Genomic DNA, 20,315 nt, shown 5'->3' with positions numbered 1-20,315 from the left:
TATGATTCGAGTATTGTTATTTGCGCACTTGCAAGAGGAAGCAGGGACAAGTGAATTACAAATAGAGAAAGAAAATATTACGGTCACGCAGTTAAAAGAGATTGTTGCGAATGAATATAATGTACCAGTTTCAGCACCAATTATGGTTGCGATTAATGAAGAATATGCAAATGAAGAGGACACAATTCAATCTGGTGATGTTGTTGCGCTCATACCACCAGTGAGCGGTGGTTAATATTGGATTCATTAAAACGACTTTCCTGAATAGGGGAAGTCGTTTTTTTATGGCATTTTTGAGAACACTAATTTATAGAACAAGGAGGGCGTTATGAAAAAACTATGTGTAATGATAACAATGGTATGTTCTATCTTTTTCTTTTCTCCAAGCTATTCATGGGCAAAAGAATCGAAAGAGCAGCTGTTAGAGAGTGCGTTATTGAATAGGTATTATTCTGTTATAAGACAAGCGACAGAAGATCGATATGAATGTGACTCAGTTATAAATATAAAGCGTTTAGGCAAGAAAGATGAGTTCGTTCCTAGATTTGAAGTGATGCTACAATTTCTTACTTTTCAAGGTGCACACAATCCGCCAAATGACAAAGTTACACTTACTTTAGAAGATAATTTAGATCACATAAAGATAAAGAAGGTGGAACGAGAAAAAAATGTTTCTAGTGAGATTGCAGAAAAGGTGTGCGCACGAGAGAAGGAAAAAATGAAAGCACATTCTAATGGTGTAGAGCGGTAACTGATGACGGAAAAGTTGGTGCGAGTAATAGAAAAGGACAAAGAGATTTATCTCTTTGTCCTTTTTTTGCAAAAAAAAAAATAGCGGCCAGCTATTTTAAAAATTAATGATTAATTGTCTCTTGAAGAAATTCTGTCGCTTGATGTTCAGAAACGTTTTGTACGAGTGCAACTTCGCTAATCATCATTTTACGTGCATTATCTAGCATTTGTTTTTCGCTCGCATTTAACGCTCTTTCTTTATTACGGCGGAGTAAATCACGAACAACTTCTGCGCTATCTTGCAGATTGCCGTTTTTCATTTTTTCCATATTCATTGTGTATCTTTGTTTCCATGAGAGTGATGGGTCAGATTCCCCATTTTGAAATGCAAGGAGTATATCATTTAACGTACCTTTATCAACGATATAACGAATACCTGATTTTTGTAATTGATCCATCGGAAGCATAACTTGCATATCTTTATTAATGATACGTATCACACAATATTGACGCGTAGTACCTAATATTTCTTTCTCTTCAATGGCTTCGATGATTCCTGCACCGTTCATTGGATAAACAATTTTATCGCCAATTTGAAACAAATCATCCACCTCCATATGTGGTAACCTCTACTAATGATAACATATGGATTGAAAAATGTCAAATTTTATATAATACCATAATATTTATGTTCGAGTCAATAAGTAAAAACTCTTTTTTTATATATTTTTTTGCTCTTATTTATGGATGACTTTTTTAGAAAAATAGTACAGGTGAGGACGGAAGGCATATCCGCTTATTTTTAAGCATAAAATGTAAAATCGCTAATACAATATACCTAAATCCGTTCTTTGCAAAGGAGGGAGAGAAGGTGGGGCGCACAATAAAAATTGATATTACAAATAAAGTTGTAGCTAAATTTAGACCAGATTATTTGGAATTATATACGAGTAAATTTATGATAGGTAAGTTTTATGTCTATACTGAAGATAAACAATATGTGTTAGAAGACGGATATATATATGAGAATGGAAAGTTTTATCGCATCATAGATACGCACCGTGGCAATAATCAAGCGGCGGAGGGCTGCGATCTAGGATGGTGTTAAAATGATTCGTGTGAAAGTGTTTGATGAAAGTCACGAAAAAGACTTAGAAGATGCTGTAAATGTGTTTTTGAAAAAGATTGATGATAGTAACTTTGTAGATATTAAGTACCAAGTTGGTGTTTCCATTAACGATGACGAAAACCAAATTTATTGTTTTTCAGCAATGATCGTTTATAAAGCATAAAAAAGAGCTGGGTGAGCCAGCTCTTTTTTATGCTTTATGTTGGGACAACATGTGTTGGTAATACGTTCATAATAGATTGGGGTGTGCCTAATTTCTTTGACGTTAAAAGCAGTTCTTCTGCTTCATGCTTTTGAGCATCTTTACACATGCCGAGGTGATAACGATCACCTAAAAATGGATCAATATAAAAACCGTTTTTGAATACTTTATCATTCGGATGTTTCTCACGGTGAATGTCAGAACAGTTAATGCAATAGAACATAGCCTTTCATCTCCTTTTTATTTTTGTTTGAAAAAGTGAGTGGGTAGTCATTTCGCTCCTAAGGAAATGTTAAGGAGAAGAGAAATAACTACCTACTCAAATGGTGGGCATATTCCTTCTAATTTTTTATATTTTGCGTATCGCCTCTGAGGGAAGGAGGAGCGACGAATTACGCATGATATAAGTAAGGCGCATCTTTCAATATGAATGATGGAGTGTCATGTTGAGAGAAGTTTTTATTTTTGGTTGCCTTTGTGAGTATATTATGAAGAAATGCTGAGAGGGTGTTTGTCCTGTTGAAAAAATGTTGAGAATTTCTCAACGGTAAACAGAATTAGCGTTGACATGAAACGAAAAGGTGTTATATTATCTAAATACAACCAAAAGGTGTTATGTTTTAATGCCGAATAAAGGAGATATAAAATGAATCAACAAAATACATTAAATGATATTAAACAAACAATCGTTTTTAACGCACCTATTCAAAAAGTATGGAATGTAGTATCAACTGCAGAGGGAATTTCGTCATGGTTTATGCCGAACGATTTCAAATTAGAAGTAGGACATGAATTTCATGTGCAATCACCATTCGGACCATCCCCATGTAAAGTGTTAGAAATTGATGAGCCAAACCATTTATCTTTCTCATGGGATACAGACGGTTGGGTCGTTTCATTTCATTTGAACGACTTAGGCGATAACAAAACAGAATTTACGTTAATTCACGGCGGCTGGAAACATCCGGATGAAATCCTTCCGAAAGCGAATGCGAAGAGCTCTATTATTCGCGATAGAATGAATGGCGGATGGGTAGCGATTGTAAATGAAAAACTGAAAAAGGTTGTTGAAGGTTAAATGTCTTCGTCAGCAGCGAAATATGATGTATTTCAAGCAATTGCTGATCCAACTCGCCGAGAAGTATTACGGTTATTAAGTGATAAAGAGTTACCGATTTCCAAAATAACAGATCATTTTCCGATGAGTCGCACCGCTGTTGTGAAGCATCTTCATATTCTTTCAGAAGCGAATTTAGTAAGTGGAAGAAAAAGCGGAAGAGAGAAGATATATCGTTTGCAACCGGAGCCGTTAGAGGAATTACAGCAGTGGCTCTCGTATTATGAACGATTTTGGGATAATAAATTGTCCATGCTGAAATATATTGTGGAGAATGAAGAGTAGATTGTAAGAAAAAAGGATGACCGAAATGGTCATCCTTTTTTTCTTACTGCTCACTTGTTTGTTTAGCTGGTTTTAATAAGAACCAAGCGATAATTAAAGTTAATACTGCTAATACGAAAGTACTCATATAAATGACGTGTATACTTGCAGCTAATGCGTTTTGGGATTCAGTAGCTACGTTTGCTGTAGCTCCCCCGTGTCCGCTAGAAGATACAAGATCGAGATTTTTAATGCCACGTGCATGAATCATCGTATTGAAGACTGTGCCGAAAATGGCAGCGCCTAGCGTTTGACTAAATGTATTAATAAATGTGTTTAAACCAACGGCTGTTCCGCGCGTATGAGCTGGTACAGCTGCTTGAATTGTGACCATGTAGATCGGTGTGACAAGCCCCATTCCTAAGCCGAATAATCCGACTGCTACATAAATAAGGAATGACGGTGAGTCTGTTGACAATGTAAATAATAAGAAAGTAGCAACTGATAAAATGCTAGCTCCAAGTAAAATAATTTGTTTCGTTGTTATTTTGCCAACTAAGTTACCTGAGAACATAGCACCGAATGTCCACATAACAGGAATCGGCATTAAAATGAGTCCAGCTTCTGTCGCATTTTTTCCTAAAACACCTTGGCTCCATATTGGAAGATACACTGTAATACTAATAATCATTGCACCAGCAATAAGCGTTAGTATGTTTATTGTGGATAATGTACGATTAGAGAAAAGTGCTAGCGGAATTAATGGTTCCGGAGACCTTTTCTCGATGTATAAGAAAATAATGAATGAAATAGCGGCAAAGATTAATAGGCCGATAATTGAAATATCTCCCCAGTTTTGCTTACTGCTACCTGTTAATAATGCGTATAGTAGAGCAATTGTACTTAATGAAAAGACTGTTGCACCAAGGTAATCGATATGTTGCTTAGATGACTTAATAGATTCCTTATAATAAATGGCAATCATTAAGCAAGCGATAATGCCAAATGGAACGTTCAAGAAGAAGATATAACGCCAAGAAAGAGAATCGACTAAAAATCCGCCTACTAACGGCCCAATGACACCAGATACACCCCAAACGGCACTCATCCAGCCTTGTGCTTTCGCGCGGTCTTTTGCTTCGCTATATAAGTCTCCAATAATTGTCATAGTAATTGGCATAACAGCGCCAGCGCCTATACCTTGAAGAGCACGGAAGAAGATTAATTGTTCCATTGATGTAACGACTCCGCAAAGTGCAGAACCGATTAAGAAGATAGTTGCTCCGATGAGTAGAACTTTTTTGCGGCCGAATAAATCAGCTAGCTTTCCATATATTGGAGTCGAAACAGCTGTTGCAAGCATATAAATTGCATATACCCAACTAACAAGTTCGACGCCTGACAAGTCACTCGTTATACGAGGGATTGCTGTACTAACAATCGTTCCTTCTACCGCAGAAAGAAACGTCATTAGCATTAAAGACATCATGACTTTTTTTCTCATTTGTTTTCCCCTTACCCTTTTTAAATATTCAACAATATAAAATATAAAGGTACTAAGGTGTATAAAGCAATAAAAAAGCACAGGAAGTTAGGGGGAGGGGATTTGTCTTTCTTTTTTGTAAGTTGATATAACTTGCAGAATCGCCGATATAATTGCATGTACCTACAAAAAAGAAACAGGGAAGCCCTGTTTCTTCTCTAATATTGCAATTTCGCGTTTTCTCCAGCTGTCGTTCCGGCAATTCTACCAGTAACAAGGGCAGATGTAATGTTATAACCACCAGTATAACCGTGAATATCAAGAACTTCTCCACAGAAATATAAGCCGTTCGTGAATTTAGAAGACATTTCTTTCGGGTTAATTTCTTTAACGGATACACCGCCGCCAGTAACGAATGCTTTTTCAATTGACTGCGTACCATTTACATTCACAGTAAATTCTTTAAAGTCTTTCACAAGTGCACGAATCTTCTCATGAGAAACTTGTCCAGCTTGCTCGCTACCATCAATTTCATTTTTTTCTAATAAGAATAGGAAGTAACGTTCAGGAACATAACCTTTTAAAACGTTTTTAATTCCTTTTTTCGGATCTTCTTTCATTTGTTTCAGCATGCGTTGGAATAGTTGTTCACTATTTTCTTCTGGCAATGCATCGATACTCATTTGCACTGTATTCGTTTTAAATTTTTTCAACGTTTTTACAACGAATTGGCTACAACGAAGAGCAGCAGGGCCTGATAAGCCGAAGTGAGTGAAGAGCATGTCCATTTTATGAGAAATGACAACTTTTCCTTTCGGGTTTAATACGCTTAAATTTATATCGCGCAAAGCGAGACCTTGTAATGAGCGATCACGAATAAATGGTTCGTTTGAAAGGATTGGTACTTCTGTTGGGAAAAGCTCTGTAATTGTATGACCAGCTTTTTCAGCCCAAGCGTATCCGTCTCCAGTAGAACCAGTTTGAGGAACTGATTTTCCGCCAACAGCGATAACGACGTGATTCGTTTCTAGTACTTCACCTGTTTGCAGTACAACTGCTTTCGTTTGACCATTTTCATACTCAATCGTTTCAACAGGTGTATTTGTACGTATTTTTACACCTAAGTCTTTTAATCGTGTTAAAAGTGCATCTACAACAGATTGCGCTTTATTTGATACAGGGAACATGCGACCATGGTCCTCTTCTTTTAATTTAACACCAAGATTTTCGAAGAATGTAATAATATCTTCATTATTAAAAATAGAAAAGGCACTGTATAAGAAGCGTCCATTTCCTGGTATATGTTTAACAATTTCATCAAGTGGTAGACGGTTTGTTACGTTACAGCGCCCGCCACCAGAAATCGCAAGTTTGCGCCCGAGTTTATTTCCTTTATCAAGAAGTAAGACAGTTGCGCCTTCTTCTGCAGCACCGATTGCAGCCATTAGCCCAGAAGGCCCACCGCCGATGACAATAACATCATAATGCATAATATATCGACCTCATTTTCTACATTTCCTGCCTAAAAGAATAGCATGTTTTCTCTTAAAAGAAAAATAGAGTGAAGTACTGTTTAAGGGGAGAATTGTGGTACAATACAAAAGTTAGAGTTCAGCACTATCCAGCTATTTGTGGCAATAAGACTAAAACTTTAAGATTTAGGAGAAATAAAGAGGGAGTCTGGTAACCCATAAATGCTCGAATGGTGAGGGCTAATAATTAGTAGGGAAGAACAAAACCCCACTAATTAAAGTTTCACTTTATGTAGATGTAGGAGGATTTTTGTATGTCCGATTCGAAATTTTTGCGCGGAACGCTTATCGTTACGCTAGGGACATTTTTAGTAAAGTTCTTAGGCATGATTTACGTCTTTCCGTTTCATGCGTTAGTAGGTACAGAAGGCGGAACGCTCTATACATATGGATACATTCCATATACGATCTTTTTAAGTATCGCAACGGCAGGTGTGCCGCTTGCTGTTTCAAAATTCGTTTCCAAATATAATGCGCTTGGCGATTATAAAACGAGCCGGAGAATGTTCCGCTCGGGAATGGTTATGATGATAGTAACAGGAATTCTATCGTTCTTAGTACTATATATGACGGCGCCATTGTTTGCAGAAGCAATGCTTGGTAAACAAAGTTTACAAAGTAAGATAGACGAAGTTACGACGATTATTCGCCTCGTAAGCTTTGCGCTTATTGTTGTGCCAGCAGCGAGTTTAATTCGTGGTTATTTCCAAGGTCACCAGTCGATGGGACCAACTACTGTTTCACAAATTATTGAACAAATTATTCGTATCGTCTTTTTATTAGCAGGTAGTTTTATCGTTATTAAAGTACTTGGCGGTACAGTTGCAACAGCAGTTGGGGTAGCAACATTTGCTGCGTTCGTTTCAGCGGTTGGAGCGCTCGGTGTACTCATCTGGTACTGGTTAAAACGTAAAAAACATTTGGATCAATATTTAATTGAACAAACTGTACCAGAATCGACAGTGAGTACGGTTCAATTGTTTAAAGAATTATTTGCATATGCGATTCCTTACGTTGTAATTGGGTTAACAATTCCTTTATATCAACAAATTGATACGTTAACATTTAACTCAATTATGCAGGCGATTGGTCAAGGTGATATCGCAGAGCGAGCACTCGGTATTTTCACAATGTGGACGCATAAATTAATTATGATTCCTGTATCACTTGCAACAGCGTTTAGTTTAACGCTTGTGCCAGCGATTACAAAATCGTTTACTGAAAAACAATATCGTTATTTAAAATTACAAATTACACAAACATTCCAGGCAAATATGTTTTTAACATTGCCAGCAGTTATCGGTATTTCTACACTTGCATACCCAATTTATACTGCGTTTTACGATTCAGATCCACTAGGTGGACAAGTATTAATGTGGTATGCGCCAGTTGCGTTGTTATTTGCTTTATTCACAGTAACAGCGGCAATTATGCAAGGTATTAATCAACAGAAGCATGCGATTATTGCGCTTGTAATGGGTATTATTTTGAAATTTGTATGTAATGTAATCTTTATTCGTTATTTCGGTACAATAGGAGCAATTCTTGCAACAGCAGTTGGTTTCATCGCTTCAGTTTGGTACACAAATCACCAAATTAAAAAACATGCAAACTACTCATTCGGTGTTGTATACAAAAGAACATTCCAAATTGCAGTATTAACACTTGTAATGGTCGTGGCGGTAAAACTATCACAATGGCTTCTATCCTTCGTGATTTCGCCTGATGGCCGTATGGGTGCTTTAATTACAGTTGCAATTTGTGCAAGTATTGGTGGTTTTGTTTACATTCTATTAGCAATTCGCACAGGAGTACTTGAAAGAGTATTTGGCGGGGAAGCGTTAGATAAAATTCAACGTAAACTTGGTAGTCGATTCAAAATAAAGTTGAAATCAAAAGGGGCGTAAATACGTCCCCTTTTCTATGATAAATAAAGAAGGTGGAAAACGTGAGATTAGATAAATTATTAGCAAATATGGGATATGGAAGTAGAAAAGAAGTAAAGAAATTATTGAAAGACGGCGTTGTGAAAATTGACGGGACGCCAGTGAAAGATGCAAAGGTTCATGTAAATGTAGAAGAGCAAGAAGTTATGATTCACGGTGAAGTTGTGGAATATAAAGAGTTTGTTTACTTAATGATGCATAAACCACAAGGTGTTATTTCAGCGACGGAAGATGATAACCACGAAACAGTAATAGATTTATTAGAATTAGAAGATGCGATCTTTGATCCGTTTCCAGTTGGACGACTTGATATCGATACAGAAGGTTTCTTATTGATAACAAATGACGGAAAGTTATCGCATCAATTGTTATCTCCGAAAAAGCATGTGCCGAAAAAATATTATGCACACGTTGCAGGAGTCGTAACAGAAGAGGATGTAAAAGAGTTTGCTAAAGGTGTTATTTTAGACGATGGTTATGAAACGAAGCCAGGTGCACTTACAATATTAAAAAGCGATGATATTTCTGAAATCGAGCTTGTCATTACAGAAGGAAAGTTCCATCAAGTGAAGCGTATGTTTGAAGCGGTAGGGAAAAAAGTTGTTTATTTAAAGAGAACAGAAATGGGACCGTTAGTATTAGATGAAGAACTAGAACTTGGACAATACCGAGAGTTAACTGACGAAGAAGTGGAAATGTTAAAAACATATCAAGTAGATACTGAGAAGTAGTGCCGTTTTTTGGGCGCAGAAAAGACCCCTTTCTAATGTGTTAGAAAGGGGTATGTATTTATTTACATACAATTATTTTTTCATTATGAGGTCATTCTCACTTTCTTTCCTGTTGTTGTCCACTTACCGCGGCAAGGGCTATACACGAGTTCATTAAACTGCAACACATTTAGATCACGTTGTATCGTTCGTGGTGTGATCCCGAACTCATCTACAAGGTCTTTCGTCGTTACCGTTCCGTTTTCATTGATGTACATATAAATCGATTTAATGCGTGTTAGCATACGAGTAGTTGTAGGTTTCAAGAGAAAACCACTCCTCTACTAGTTTTTTTGACCCCATTCAGGAAAGAAGGTCGTTACTACCATTGTACTCTACATGATAAAATTCATGCTTTAATCTACTTAAATTTTACAAAAGTTTAACAAATATTCATATAGAAAAATATTGGTAGTTGACATTGTATATATGGTCAGTCAACTAAATCATAAAATTCTACGTAAAACGCCAAATTCCTGCAAATTTTTTTAAGAAAATAAAAGAAAAACTAATGAGAAATATCTGAAATATTACAATTGTTCGGTATTAAATATTCGTGTCTGGCATAAGGGATTTCGGTTTGCTATGATGAAAGAGATAATATAGTGAAGGATGGATGCGTGATGTCAGCGATTAATTGGACAGAAGAAGTTATGAAACGAAAAGAAGATTTAATTCGTGATACACAACAATTTTTGCAAATTAAAAGTGTATGGGAAGAAGAATCGGCGAAAGAGGGCGCACCATTCGGTGAAGGTGTAGAAAAAGCTCTATCTTTCATGTTACATAAAGGAGAAGCAGAAGGTTTTGCTTCTAAAAATTTAGAAGGGTATGCTGGTCATTTGGAAATGGGGCAAGGAGAAGAATTAGTAGGTATTCTTTGTCACGTTGACGTTGTACCAGAAGGAGACGGATGGACGACTCCAGCATATAGTGCGGATATTCGCGACGGAAAGATTTTTGCACGCGGTGCAATTGATGATAAAGGCCCAACGATGGCAGCTTATTATGCAATGAAGATTGTGAAAGAATTAGGTTTGCCGCTTTCAAAACGCGTTCGTATGATTTTAGGAACAGATGAGGAAAGTAATTGGAAATGTGTAGATCACTACTTTAAAAATGAAGAAATGCCAACAATCGGTTTTGCGCCAGACGCAGACTTTCCGATTATTAATGCGGAAAAAGGAATCTCTGATATACAAGTTGTGCAAAATGGTAGCGAAGAGAAAAAAGGTGCATATGAGCTCGTTTCATTTGAATCAGGTCGTCGTTTAAATATGGTTCCTGATTTTGCAGAAGCGGTTGTTACAGGAGAAGATGTAAATGCACTTACAGTAGCATATGAAGAGTATTTACAAACTGCTAAAAAAATAGGGAAATCAACTATAGAAGGAAATGCAGTGACGTTGCAAATAGAAGGTATTTCAGCGCACGGATCTACTCCTGAAAAGGGAGAGAATGCAGGTTTATTATTAGCAAACTTTTTAACTACAGTTTCTCTTGATGGAAAAGCAAATTCATTTGCTACATTTGCAACAGAAACGTTTACTGGTGATATTTTTGGTGAAAAAGCTACTATTGCTTATAAAGATGAAATTAGCGGTCCGTTAACAGTGAATGTCGGTCGCATTTCGTATACGAAAGAAAATGGTGGTAATTTAGGGTTAAACGTACGTTACCCGGTTACGACTAACTTCGAAGAAACAATTGCGAAGTTAAAAGAATATGTTGCTACTTATGGGTTTGAAGTAGATGATTATTCTAACTCTCGCCCACATCACGTTGATAAAGACCACGAATTAATTCGTACGCTTCAACGTGTATATGAAGAACAAACAGGTGAAAAAGCAGAACTATTAGCAATCGGCGGAGGTACTTACGCTCGTTCATTAAAAGCTGGTGTTGCATTTGGTCCACTATTCCCTGGAAAAGAAGAACTTGCACATCAAAAAGATGAGTACATTGAAATTGAAGACTTATTAAAAGCAACAGCAATTTACGCTCAAGCAATTCATGAATTAGCGAAATAATGGATATGTAAATAATGACCGCTCTCTACTTTAGAGGGCGGCTTCTTTTTATCTGAATGAGATAAGAAAGAAAAGCAACAATAAAAGGAAGGAGACGATGTATATGGATCTGCATTATTTTGTCGCAATCACTTTACCAAATCATATAAAAGAAGTGCTATCTAACTATAAAGAGGAAAGGAAAGGGGAATTACCATTTCGCTCGTGGGTACATAAGGAAGATTATCATATTACCCTTTCCTTTTTAGGAAGTGCGACAGAGGAACAGTTAGAAGGGGTAAAGAATGGTTTACAAGCACTTACAGAAATGAAAGAACTATCGTTCACGTTACAAGGATTTTCAACGTTTGGCATGGAAGATAGACCACGTATTTTTTGGACGAAGGTAAGTGAGAATCAAGATTTGTTTCAGTTACAAAAGCGAGTACATGCTATTTGTGAAGAAAATGGATTTTCGTTAGAAACACGCCCCTATCGTCCGCATATTACTGTTGCCCGTAAATGGGTAGGAGAAGAAACGTTTCATTTAGAACATATAAAGGAAGTGCCTGAAATATCATTTCAAGCGGATACGATTACTTTATACGAATCTCACGTGAAAGAAACGCCGAAGTATAAATCAATTGCTGAAATAAAACTACAAAAATAGAATGTATGAAAACGTTTTTTATGCAGGTGAATATACTATAGAGAAGAATGGAGTTACTGTGTAGAGTTTTGCTGATAAGAAAAGCCTTATCGTTTACAGCTCGTTTTATCCCGCAACTGTCCGTAAAAGCCCGATTGGTGGAGGCTAATAATCAGTGTGGGATGAAGAGCCCCCACTGATTAACGTTTCACTTTATTTTAACTTTGAGAATGATGGTGATTTTTTTATGTTGAAAGTAAAACGTCCATTTGATGCCTATTTAGATGAAATGAATAAAATTACAATTTTGCTCCCACATGCGTACGGAACAAGTCGGACATTTCGTTTGCAAGAAGGAACCAATGTGGAAGATTTACCGATTGCTCATACGATTGCGCTTCCAGATGCAACGAAGTATGAGTGCTTTATAGAAGAGCCGCTAGATGTGGGGAAATATTATACAGTACGAGATGAACGGAACGAAGAAACGGATTTACAAATAGGCGCTGTGATTCGAACAGCGATTTTCGATGAAAAGTATTATTACGAAGGTACAGATCTAGGTGCTGTATATCAAAAAGAAGTAACAACATTTAAAGTATGGGCTCCAACTGCAAGGCTTGCGAAAGTAAGAATTTATAAAAGTGATAAAGAGTATACCGATCATGAAATGCACAGAGGAGAAAACGGAGTTTGGACTCATGCACTGCAAGGGGATTTAGGCGGAGCGCACTATACATTCCTTGTTTGTATTAATTTAATATGGAATGAAGCGGTGGATCCTTACGCAAAGTCGGTGACTGTAAATGGGAAATACGGCGTCGTGATCGATTTGGAAAAAACGCATGTAACAAAGCGAGAAGGACTACCGCTATTACATTCCATGACAGATGCCGTATTGTATGAACTGCATATTCGTGATGCAACTATTCATCCGAACAGTGGAGTGAGTCAAAAAGGAACATATAAAGGGCTGATGGAAGAGGGAACAACGGGACGAAATGGGACGTTAACGGGATTATCTCATATAAAAGATTTAGGTGTTACACATGTTGAACTATTGCCTTTACATTGTTTCGGTGGTGTAAATGAGGCGAATGCTTCCGCCGCATATAATTGGGGTTACAATCCACTATATTACAATGCGCCAACGGGATTTTATGCGACAAACCCTTCGGACCCATATAACAGAATTGTAGAGTGTAAACAACTGATTGAAACATTTCATGAGAACGGCATTAGGGTGATTGTAGATGTTGTATATAATCATGTTTATGAAAGAGAGCTATCATCATTTGAAAAGCTTGTCCCAGGATATTACTTTCGTCATGGTGAAGATGGTATGCCTTCTAATGGGACGGGAGTTGGAAATGATATAGCATCTGAGCGGAAAATGATGAGGAAATTCATTGTAGAATCTATTTTATATTGGCTTACTGAATACAATGTTGACGGATTCCGATTTGATTTAATGGGAATTTTAGATGTTGAGACAATGAACAAGGTAGAAAAAGAAGTGCGAAACATAAAGCGTGATGCAATTTTATTAGGAGAAGGTTGGGATTTGCAAACACCACTATCTCTTGAGGAAAAAGCAACGTTAAATAATGCAAGGGAAATGCCGCATATCGCGCAGTTTAATGATCAATTTCGTGATGGAATAAAAGGAAGTACGTTCAATATAAATAAACGTGGCTTTGCATTTGGTGGGCATGTAGACTGTCATCATTTGCAGTATATAGCGTCTGGTAGCCTTTTAAGTATGAAAGAAACAGGATTGTTTCTAGAGCCGGTGCAAAGTATTAACTATGTAGAATGTCACGACAATATGACGATGTGGGATAAACTAGTGCGCAGCAATGAAGAATCGGAAGAGGTTTTGAAAAAGCGTCACCTTCTTGCAAGCGCCATGGTTATTCTTTCACAAGGTATTCCTTTTTTACATGCGGGGCAAGAGTTTTATCGTACGAAGAAAGGGAATGAAAATAGTTATAATGCGAGTGATGAAATCAATCAATTAGATTGGGATCAAAAAGAGAAAGAGATGGAGACCGTTACGTATATAAAAGGATTAATTGCGATTCGGAAAGAGCATGGAGCATTTCGCTTACAAAACGCAAACCTTATAAAAAAGCACATGACTTTTTTGCAAACATCTACAGAAGTACTTGCATACCACCTGCAGCATGTAGAATCATTTGGACCTTGGAAAGAGATTGTAGTTATATTCAATAGCGGTTTGGAAGTGAACACGGTGCAACTTCCAAAAGAAGAAACGTGGCATGTGTTAGTGAACGAAAAGCAAGCGAAAATAGAGCCAATTTCTTCATTTAGAGGAAAGGAACTTAGGCTGGCTCCAATCAGCGCGTATATATTGACGATAATGTGACAAATCGCTACTTGACGATGCGAATGTAATAAATGTAGAATTGACAAAGGTGACGATTTTGATAAGTTGTCATCCTATGACTGGTTTTGTAAAATAAAATAGAGAGTTTTTGGCATATGCCAAGATTTCTTTTCATTTACAGTAAAATATATATGAATCCACAACATGTGTAGAAATGTTGCGGTTTTTCTTTTCATAACTATAAAAGATAAGGATTTGTTAACGGGTAATGAATATGGAATGGTTGGAACAATTATTAGGAAAAGAGTGGAGTCTTATACCGGCTGGTGGAGTAACGGGCGATGCATATATTGCGCAAAATGGACAACAGAAGTTATTTTTAAAGCGGAATACATCGCCCTTTTTAGCGGTATTGTCAGCAGAAGGAATTGTTCCAAAATTACTTTGGACAAGAAGGGTAACGAACGGTGATGTAATTTCTGCTCAAAAATGGCTTCCGGGACAGAAGCTAGAGCCAGAGGATATGAAACTAGAGCGTGTTGCGAAACTTTTGAAAAAAATACACTCCTCTAAAGCACTTGTGCAGATGATTCAAAGGCTTGGGAAACAGCCGCTTCACGCACAAGAGTTATTACAACAACTGCAACTTGTTTTAAGAGGAGATATAAGGGTTGATGAAACAATTCAGCAAGGTCTTCAATATTTAACGGCGTCATTAAAAGATATTGAATACAATGAATTCGTTGTATGCCATTGTGATGTAAATCATAACAATTGGCTATTGTCGGATGAAGATGAGTTGTTTTTAATTGATTGGGATGGAGCTGTAATTGCTGACCCAGCTTTAGACCTTGGTATGTTATTGTATTGGTACATTCCGCGCCAGGAATGGAGTGAATGGCTCGGGTATTATGATATTGAAATGGATGAATCGCTGCTTAGGCGTATGAGATGGTATGTAATAGCCCAAACGATTTTATCTATTCAATGGCACACAACAAAAAAACAGCAAGCAGAAGCTGAATATTGGCATCAATATTTACAGCAACTACTTGCTTCAGAATAGTATTTAAGAAAAATTGTCCATTCCAGCAATCCACTGAGTAAGTTGTTCTTGATTATTGGAAATATGGTTGTCCAAATTAGAGGAAGATTTACCCGATTGACTATAAGAATATACATCGTTTAGCATTGTTTTAGCGTCACTACTTATATTATCATTTGCGAGTAATGATTGAATGAGACGCTCTAATTGCTCGCATTCAGAAACTGTCCCGCAGCAATCACTTTGGTGATTGACCAAAATATCTTTTAACACTTCTAATTGATGTTGTTGATTAATTGGCATGAACGGATCATCCTTTCGATTGTTTTTCTCTTCCCAGAAATGTAAGAGAAAAAGCTGCTTCGTCATGGAATGTTTAATGCTGTATGTAGTTTTTATCAAAATGGTACATCTTATACTTGAAAGAAACGGACCGAGTGCTCGTACGTACTTGGTTTTTTGTTTGATAGATTGATTAAAACAGAAAAAAGGAATTATTCCTTTAAAATAGTTTTGTAAAGAGAGGGAGACATCTATGCGTTTAAGACATAAACCGTATGCAATGGATCGAATTAATGAATATTCACATATCGTAATTGGGAACCCAGAGGAACGTGCTGGTAGCTGGAAAGAAGTATTTGGAAATGACCAACCAATTCATATTGAAGTAGGTACAGGTCGTGGCCGCTTTATGTATGATATGGCAAAAGCGAATCCTCATATTAATTATATTGGAATTGAAAAATTCACAAGTGTTGTTGTAGATGCACTTGATAAATTAATTGAAGAAGAAGTACCGAACTTAAAGTTAATTAATAAAGATGCTGAAGATTTAACAGTTTTCTTTGCAAAAGGTGAAATTGATCGCGTTTATTTAAACTTCTCAGATCCATGGCCAAAGAAACGTCATACGAAGCGTCGTTTAACGTATAAAACATTTTTACGCAATTATGAAGAAGTGTTAGTAGAGGGCGGAGAGATTCATTTCAAAACAGATAACCAAGGTTTATTTGAATATTCTCTTATGAGTATGGCTGAGTATGGCATGTTACTAACGTACTTAAGCTTAGATCTTCATAATAGCGATTTTGAAGGTAACATTATGACTGAGTACGAAGAGAAATTCTCTAGTAAAGGTCATCGTATTTACCGTGTAGAAGCAAAATATCGTACGGAGCCTATGCAGTAATGCATAGGTTTTTTTATGGCTAAAATAATCAGAATTTTATGTTAAAATTAACGAAAAGGGGGATATGTAATGGAACAACTACAAATTGGAGATATAAAAGTGACGTGGCTAAAAGGTGGGAACACACATTTAGATGGGGGAGCAATGTTTGGCGTTGTGCCGAAAGTACTTTGGTCACGCAAATATAAACATAATGATACAAATCATATTTATTTACGAACAGATCCGTTACTTTTGCAAACGAAAGACGGTAATATGCTTATTGATTCTGGAATAGGCAATGGTAAATTGAATGAGAAGATGAAGCGAAATCAAGGTGTAACAGAAGAGTCATCGGTTTATGAATCATTAGAAAAACTAGGATTGAAGCCTGAAGATATTCACTATGTTTTAATGACGCACATGCATTTTGATCATGCATCCGGCTTAACAAAATGGGAAGGCGATCAACTTATACCTGCATTTCCGAATGCGAAAATTTATGTGAGTGAAACAGAATGGAATGAAATGAGGAACCCGAATATTAGATCACGTAATACATATTGGAAAGAAAATTGGGAGCCAATTGTAGAGCAAGTCGTTACGTTCCAGCAAGAAATAGAAATTACAGATGAAATAAAAATGGCGCATACAGGTGGTCATAGTGATGGACATGCCGTTATTGCTTTAGAAAGCCAAGGGGAAACAATGCTTCATTTAGCAGACCTATTGCCGACGCATGCACATCAAAATGTATTATGGGTAATGGCTTATGATGATTATCCGATGACATCGATTGAAAATAAGCAAAAGTGGATGAAGTATGGCGCTGAAAAAGAGGCGTGGTTTACGTTTTATCATGACGCATATTATCGTGCAGTAAAGTGGAATGAGGAAGGGCATATAGTAGAAAAAATAGAGCGAAAAACGAGTATAGAGGCTTAAAAAGAGGAGGTTGTCCCAGAATATTTGCTGGAGCAGCCTCTTTATTATTGTCGTTTTTTGTCGGTAAGTCGATATATTCAAAAAATCGCCGATATAATTTGAGTTACGGTCGATATATTCAAAAAATCGCTGATATATTTGGAGTTGCAGTCGATATATTCAAAAAATCGCTGATATAATTTTAATCAATACCCACAATTGCAAAAAAAAAAGAGGTTCACCAAATGGGAAACCTCTTTTTATGCTGCTATAACCTCTAAAACAGTACCTGTTTTAGCATCAACTAAAAATTCAAATCGTTCTTGTATATCATCTAACATCGTTGTAAGACCGCCACGATAAACTTCGTATGCGACATCATATTTTTCAAATGTCTCTGGAACCATATGTACCCAAGAGCCAGTAATTTCACCTTTATGACTTAATGCTTGTTTCACCATTTTCAATGCTTTTTCTGAAGAAATATGGGATTGTTCTTGTACTTTGTTTGCAACGAAATAACCAGCTGCGAATCCAACGCCAAGACCTGCTACTAAACCTTTCCAGCTCATATATTCACCTCAATTCTATAAAATAAAAATAGTGTACCAATAATAATTATAAAGCAAATACAGCTAAAAAAGAAGAAACTAGAAACATTTCGAAAATTTCGTTACAATAAAAGAGGTATTCTACTAAGGTTTGAAAGAAGGGGACTTCGTGAATAAAGAGACATTACAATTATTTCGTACGTTAACAGAATTACAAGGTGCGTCAGGTTTTGAACATGATGTACGCCGTTTTATGAAGCAAGAATTAAGCAAATATGCTGATGAAATTGTACAAGACGGTTTAGGTAGCGTATTTGGTCTGAAAAAAGGGGACGAAACTGGCCCACGTGTTCTTGTAGCAGGTCATATGGATGAAGTAGGTTTCATGATTACGCAAATTACGAAAAACGGAATGCTTCGTTTTCAACCGTTAGGCGGCTGGTGGAGTCAAGTTCTATTAGCGCAGCGCGTACAAGTGATGACGAAGAATGGTCCTGTTATTGGGGTTGTTGGCTCTATTCCTCCTCATTTATTAAGTGACGCGCAACGTGCAAAACCGATGGATATAAAAAACATGTTAATTGATATAGGTGCAGATAGTTATGAAGATGCGATTGAAATTGGTATAAAACCAGGACAACAAATCGTGCCAATCTGCCCGTTTACGCCGATGGCAAACGAAAAGAAAATTATGGCGAAAGCTTGGGACAACCGTTACGGATGTGGCCTTGCGATCGAATTATTAAAAGAATTAAAAGACGAAACATTACCGAACACATTATACTCTGGCGCGACTGTACAAGAAGAAGTTGGTCTTCGCGGTGCACAAACTGCTGCAAATATGATTCAACCAGATATCTTCTATGCGCTTGATGCAAGTCCAGCGAATGATGCATCTGGTGATAAAACGCAGTTCGGTCAATTAGGAAAAGGTGCTCTTCTTCGTATTTATGACCGCACAATGGTAACACATAGAGGAATGCGCGAATTCATTTTAGATACAGCAGAAACACACAACATTCCGTACCAATACTTTATTTCACAAGGTGGTACAGATGCGGGCCGTGTACATACAAGTAATTCTGGTATCCCGTCAGCAGTAATCGGTGTTTGCGCACGTTACATTCATACACATGCTTCTATTTTACATGTTGATGATTATGCAGCAGCGAAAGAACTCATTACGAAGCTTGTAAGAGCAACGGACAAAACGACGTTAGAAACAATTAAGAATAACGCGTAAGGAGGAAGGGCGAAAAACCCTTCTTTTTTTAGGTTGAATAGATGACCCATTCATGAGTGGGAGCGGTCAGTGCTTAATGGGTGCTCGAATGGTGTATTAAGAGCGCGGGTAGGAAGTGAGAGGAAGGCTGTTTTTGCTTTCGAAGACGGTAATGTTGTTAGAAAAAACCTTCTTTTTTAGGCTGAATAGATGACACGGTGATATGTGGTAGTGGTTGGTGCCTAATTCGTACTCGAAGCGGATATTAGAATAAAATGATGAATCTTTATAGAGGTGAACGAGATGAAAGTAGTAGTTGGATCGAAGAATAAAACGAAGGTTGGAGCGGTGGAGAAGGTTTGGGGAGATGCTACAATTACATCCCTTTCTGTTCCTTCAGGAGTAGCAGCGCAGCCGTTTTCAGATGAAGAGACGATGCAAGGAGCGATAAATAGAGCGAAACGAGCGCTCCAGGAAGGAGAAGCTCAAATTGGTATTGGACTAGAAGGCGGCGTAATGAAAACAACGCACGGTTTATTTATGTGTAACTGGGGTGCGCTAGCAACAAGTGATGGTAAAACATTTGTTGCAGGAGGCGCTCGTATTAAATTACCAGATGACTTTTTAACGCCACTTGAAGAAGGAAAAGAGTTAAGTGAAGTGATGGAAGAATTTGTACAACGAAAAGACATTCGTAGCCACGAAGGTGCGATCGGTATCTTTACAGATGATTATGTCAATCGCACGGAATTATTTGTACACGTTGTTAAGTTGTTAGTTGGACAATATAAGTATGACGAAAAGCAAGCATAAACCTTGCACCGTGCGCGATGTATGGTAGTATAAAGGAAAGATTATAACATGAAAAAAAGCACTCGTTAGAGGAGGAAATATAGATGAAATCATTAGAAAGCATGGAGCAATTCCAACAATTAAAAAATGAAGAGAATGTAGTCTTTATGTTCTCAGCAGAATGGTGCCCAGACTGCCGATTTGTAGACCCATTTATGCCAGAAGTAGAAGAGAAATATAGTGATTTTTCATTTTACTATGTAGATCGTGATGAGTTTATTGATCTATGCGTGAAATTAGACGTATTTGGCATTCCGAGCTTTGTAGCGTACAATAAAGGTGAAGAAACAGGTCGCTATGTAAACAAAGATCGTAAAACACAAGAACAAATCGAAGAGTTTATTGAAGGTTTAAAATAAGGCAATTTGCC

At 37.2% G+C, this 20,315-nt stretch carries 24 protein-coding genes; 17 read left to right on the top strand and 7 right to left on the bottom strand.

The window, feature by feature from the left end; translation table 11 throughout:
* The first annotated feature begins 1 nt into the window (after window position 1).
* Together moaD and ACQKNI_RS11815 are read left to right on the top strand one after the other, a co-directional pair.
* Window positions 2–235, top strand: a complete 234-nt coding sequence (moaD, locus tag ACQKNI_RS11820) for a molybdopterin converting factor subunit 1 (protein WP_088232271.1) — start codon at window positions 2–4, stop codon at window positions 233–235.
* A 93-nt stretch (window positions 236–328) separates the two neighbouring features.
* Window positions 329–751 carry a DUF3888 domain-containing protein gene (locus ACQKNI_RS11815; protein ID WP_427282388.1) on the top strand — a complete coding sequence of 141 codons (423 nt, stop codon included), beginning with the start codon at window positions 329–331 and terminating at the stop codon, window positions 749–751.
* Window positions 752–854: 103 nt separating this feature from the next.
* On the opposite strand, the gene ACQKNI_RS11810 is transcribed toward ACQKNI_RS11815, so the two are convergent.
* On the bottom strand, window positions 855–1,349 hold the full coding sequence (locus ACQKNI_RS11810) for a CarD family transcriptional regulator (protein ID WP_098252746.1): 495 nt from the start codon (window positions 1,347–1,349) through the stop codon (window positions 855–857).
* Between the two features lie 254 nt (window positions 1,350–1,603).
* On the opposite strand from ACQKNI_RS11810, the gene ACQKNI_RS11805 reads away from it, so the two are divergent.
* The gene (locus tag ACQKNI_RS11805; RefSeq protein WP_088232268.1) at window positions 1,604–1,840 is read left to right on the top strand and encodes a DUF2553 family protein; all 237 of its coding nucleotides are present in this window, start codon (window positions 1,604–1,606) and stop codon (window positions 1,838–1,840) included.
* 1 nt (window position 1,841) lies between these two features.
* A complete protein-coding gene (locus ACQKNI_RS11800; RefSeq protein WP_000621751.1) occupies window positions 1,842–2,024 on the top strand; it encodes a sporulation protein Cse60 in 183 nt (60 codons plus the stop codon).
* Window positions 2,025–2,058: 34 nt separating this feature from the next.
* Here the strand turns inward: ACQKNI_RS11800 and ACQKNI_RS11795 are convergent, their stop codons facing one another.
* Window positions 2,059–2,286, bottom strand: a complete 228-nt coding sequence (locus ACQKNI_RS11795) for a DUF3973 domain-containing protein (RefSeq protein ID WP_088232267.1) — start codon at window positions 2,284–2,286, stop codon at window positions 2,059–2,061.
* Between the two features lie 423 nt (window positions 2,287–2,709).
* On the opposite strand from ACQKNI_RS11795, the gene ACQKNI_RS11790 reads away from it, so the two are divergent.
* Together ACQKNI_RS11790 and ACQKNI_RS11785 are read left to right on the top strand one after the other, a co-directional pair.
* Complete coding sequence (locus ACQKNI_RS11790; protein ID WP_088232266.1) at window positions 2,710–3,141, top strand: SRPBCC family protein; 432 nt, start codon at window positions 2,710–2,712, stop codon at window positions 3,139–3,141.
* The gene (locus ACQKNI_RS11785; protein ID WP_088232265.1) at window positions 3,142–3,465 is read left to right on the top strand and encodes an ArsR/SmtB family transcription factor; all 324 of its coding nucleotides are present in this window, start codon (window positions 3,142–3,144) and stop codon (window positions 3,463–3,465) included.
* Between the two features lie 43 nt (window positions 3,466–3,508).
* On the opposite strand, the gene ACQKNI_RS11780 is transcribed toward ACQKNI_RS11785, so the two are convergent.
* Both ACQKNI_RS11780 and ACQKNI_RS11775 read right to left on the bottom strand, forming a co-directional pair.
* Window positions 3,509–4,948 carry an MDR family MFS transporter gene (locus tag ACQKNI_RS11780; protein ID WP_088232264.1) on the bottom strand — a complete coding sequence of 480 codons (1,440 nt, stop codon included), beginning with the start codon at window positions 4,946–4,948 and terminating at the stop codon, window positions 3,509–3,511.
* A gap of 197 nt (window positions 4,949–5,145) precedes the next feature.
* Window positions 5,146–6,417 (bottom strand): NAD(P)/FAD-dependent oxidoreductase, encoded by a 1,272-nt coding sequence (locus ACQKNI_RS11775; protein ID WP_098252745.1) that lies wholly within the window; start codon window positions 6,415–6,417, stop codon window positions 5,146–5,148.
* Window positions 6,418–6,713: 296 nt separating this feature from the next.
* Between ACQKNI_RS11775 and ACQKNI_RS11770 the strand changes: the two genes are divergently transcribed.
* Entirely contained in the window at window positions 6,714–8,366 is a 1,653-nt protein-coding gene (locus ACQKNI_RS11770; protein ID WP_088232262.1) for a putative polysaccharide biosynthesis protein, read from the top strand.
* A gap of 41 nt (window positions 8,367–8,407) precedes the next feature.
* Window positions 8,408–9,136 (top strand): pseudouridine synthase, encoded by a 729-nt coding sequence (locus tag ACQKNI_RS11765; RefSeq protein WP_001234947.1) that lies wholly within the window; start codon window positions 8,408–8,410, stop codon window positions 9,134–9,136.
* An 83-nt stretch (window positions 9,137–9,219) separates the two neighbouring features.
* Here ACQKNI_RS11765 and ACQKNI_RS11760 read toward each other — a convergent pair whose 3' ends face one another.
* Window positions 9,220–9,441 (bottom strand): DeoR family transcriptional regulator, encoded by a 222-nt coding sequence (locus ACQKNI_RS11760; RefSeq protein WP_000805512.1) that lies wholly within the window; start codon window positions 9,439–9,441, stop codon window positions 9,220–9,222.
* A 357-nt stretch (window positions 9,442–9,798) separates the two neighbouring features.
* Here ACQKNI_RS11760 and pepV point away from each other — a divergent pair, with 357 nt between their 5' ends.
* From pepV to ACQKNI_RS11740, 4 genes are all read left to right on the top strand, one after another.
* Window positions 9,799–11,205 carry a dipeptidase PepV gene (gene pepV / locus ACQKNI_RS11755; RefSeq protein ID WP_088232261.1) on the top strand — a complete coding sequence of 469 codons (1,407 nt, stop codon included), beginning with the start codon at window positions 9,799–9,801 and terminating at the stop codon, window positions 11,203–11,205.
* A 103-nt stretch (window positions 11,206–11,308) separates the two neighbouring features.
* Window positions 11,309–11,854 (top strand): RNA 2',3'-cyclic phosphodiesterase, encoded by a 546-nt coding sequence (gene thpR, locus ACQKNI_RS11750; protein WP_088232260.1) that lies wholly within the window; start codon window positions 11,309–11,311, stop codon window positions 11,852–11,854.
* A gap of 226 nt (window positions 11,855–12,080) precedes the next feature.
* Window positions 12,081–14,222: a type I pullulanase gene (gene pulA / locus ACQKNI_RS11745; protein WP_098252768.1), complete on the top strand. Its 2,142-nt coding sequence runs from the start codon at window positions 12,081–12,083 to the stop codon at window positions 14,220–14,222.
* A gap of 229 nt (window positions 14,223–14,451) precedes the next feature.
* Complete coding sequence (locus ACQKNI_RS11740) at window positions 14,452–15,249, top strand: phosphotransferase family protein (protein WP_088232258.1); 798 nt, start codon at window positions 14,452–14,454, stop codon at window positions 15,247–15,249.
* A gap of 3 nt (window positions 15,250–15,252) precedes the next feature.
* Here ACQKNI_RS11740 and ACQKNI_RS11735 read toward each other — a convergent pair whose 3' ends face one another.
* A complete protein-coding gene (locus tag ACQKNI_RS11735) occupies window positions 15,253–15,531 on the bottom strand; it encodes a YtzH-like family protein (RefSeq protein WP_001122235.1) in 279 nt (92 codons plus the stop codon).
* A gap of 232 nt (window positions 15,532–15,763) precedes the next feature.
* On the opposite strand from ACQKNI_RS11735, the gene trmB reads away from it, so the two are divergent.
* Together trmB and ACQKNI_RS11725 are read left to right on the top strand one after the other, a co-directional pair.
* Window positions 15,764–16,417, top strand: a complete 654-nt coding sequence (gene trmB / locus ACQKNI_RS11730; protein ID WP_088232257.1) for a tRNA (guanosine(46)-N7)-methyltransferase TrmB — start codon at window positions 15,764–15,766, stop codon at window positions 16,415–16,417.
* Between the two features lie 69 nt (window positions 16,418–16,486).
* Window positions 16,487–17,341 carry a YtnP family quorum-quenching lactonase gene (locus ACQKNI_RS11725; protein ID WP_098252744.1) on the top strand — a complete coding sequence of 285 codons (855 nt, stop codon included), beginning with the start codon at window positions 16,487–16,489 and terminating at the stop codon, window positions 17,339–17,341.
* Between the two features lie 239 nt (window positions 17,342–17,580).
* On the opposite strand, the gene ACQKNI_RS11720 is transcribed toward ACQKNI_RS11725, so the two are convergent.
* The gene (locus tag ACQKNI_RS11720) at window positions 17,581–17,892 is read right to left on the bottom strand and encodes a PepSY domain-containing protein (protein ID WP_000118537.1); all 312 of its coding nucleotides are present in this window, start codon (window positions 17,890–17,892) and stop codon (window positions 17,581–17,583) included.
* A 148-nt stretch (window positions 17,893–18,040) separates the two neighbouring features.
* Here ACQKNI_RS11720 and ACQKNI_RS11715 point away from each other — a divergent pair, with 148 nt between their 5' ends.
* The 3 genes from ACQKNI_RS11715 to ACQKNI_RS11705 all read left to right on the top strand — a co-directional run bounded on the left by ACQKNI_RS11715 (window position 18,041) and on the right by ACQKNI_RS11705 (window position 20,304).
* The gene (locus tag ACQKNI_RS11715; RefSeq protein ID WP_088232345.1) at window positions 18,041–19,114 is read left to right on the top strand and encodes a M42 family metallopeptidase; all 1,074 of its coding nucleotides are present in this window, start codon (window positions 18,041–18,043) and stop codon (window positions 19,112–19,114) included.
* Window positions 19,115–19,396: 282 nt separating this feature from the next.
* Window positions 19,397–19,906 (top strand): DUF84 family protein, encoded by a 510-nt coding sequence (locus tag ACQKNI_RS11710; RefSeq protein ID WP_098252743.1) that lies wholly within the window; start codon window positions 19,397–19,399, stop codon window positions 19,904–19,906.
* Window positions 19,907–19,989: 83 nt separating this feature from the next.
* The gene (locus tag ACQKNI_RS11705; protein WP_000838193.1) at window positions 19,990–20,304 is read left to right on the top strand and encodes a thioredoxin family protein; all 315 of its coding nucleotides are present in this window, start codon (window positions 19,990–19,992) and stop codon (window positions 20,302–20,304) included.
* Window positions 20,305–20,315 lie beyond the last annotated feature (11 nt).

This window comes from Bacillus sp. NPDC094064 (genome assembly GCF_050279585.1).
GTDB lineage: Bacteria > Bacillota > Bacilli > Bacillales > Bacillaceae_G > Bacillus_A.
The sequence above is the reverse complement of the archived record's forward strand: the minus strand, read 5'-3'. Positions and strand labels throughout refer to the sequence as shown.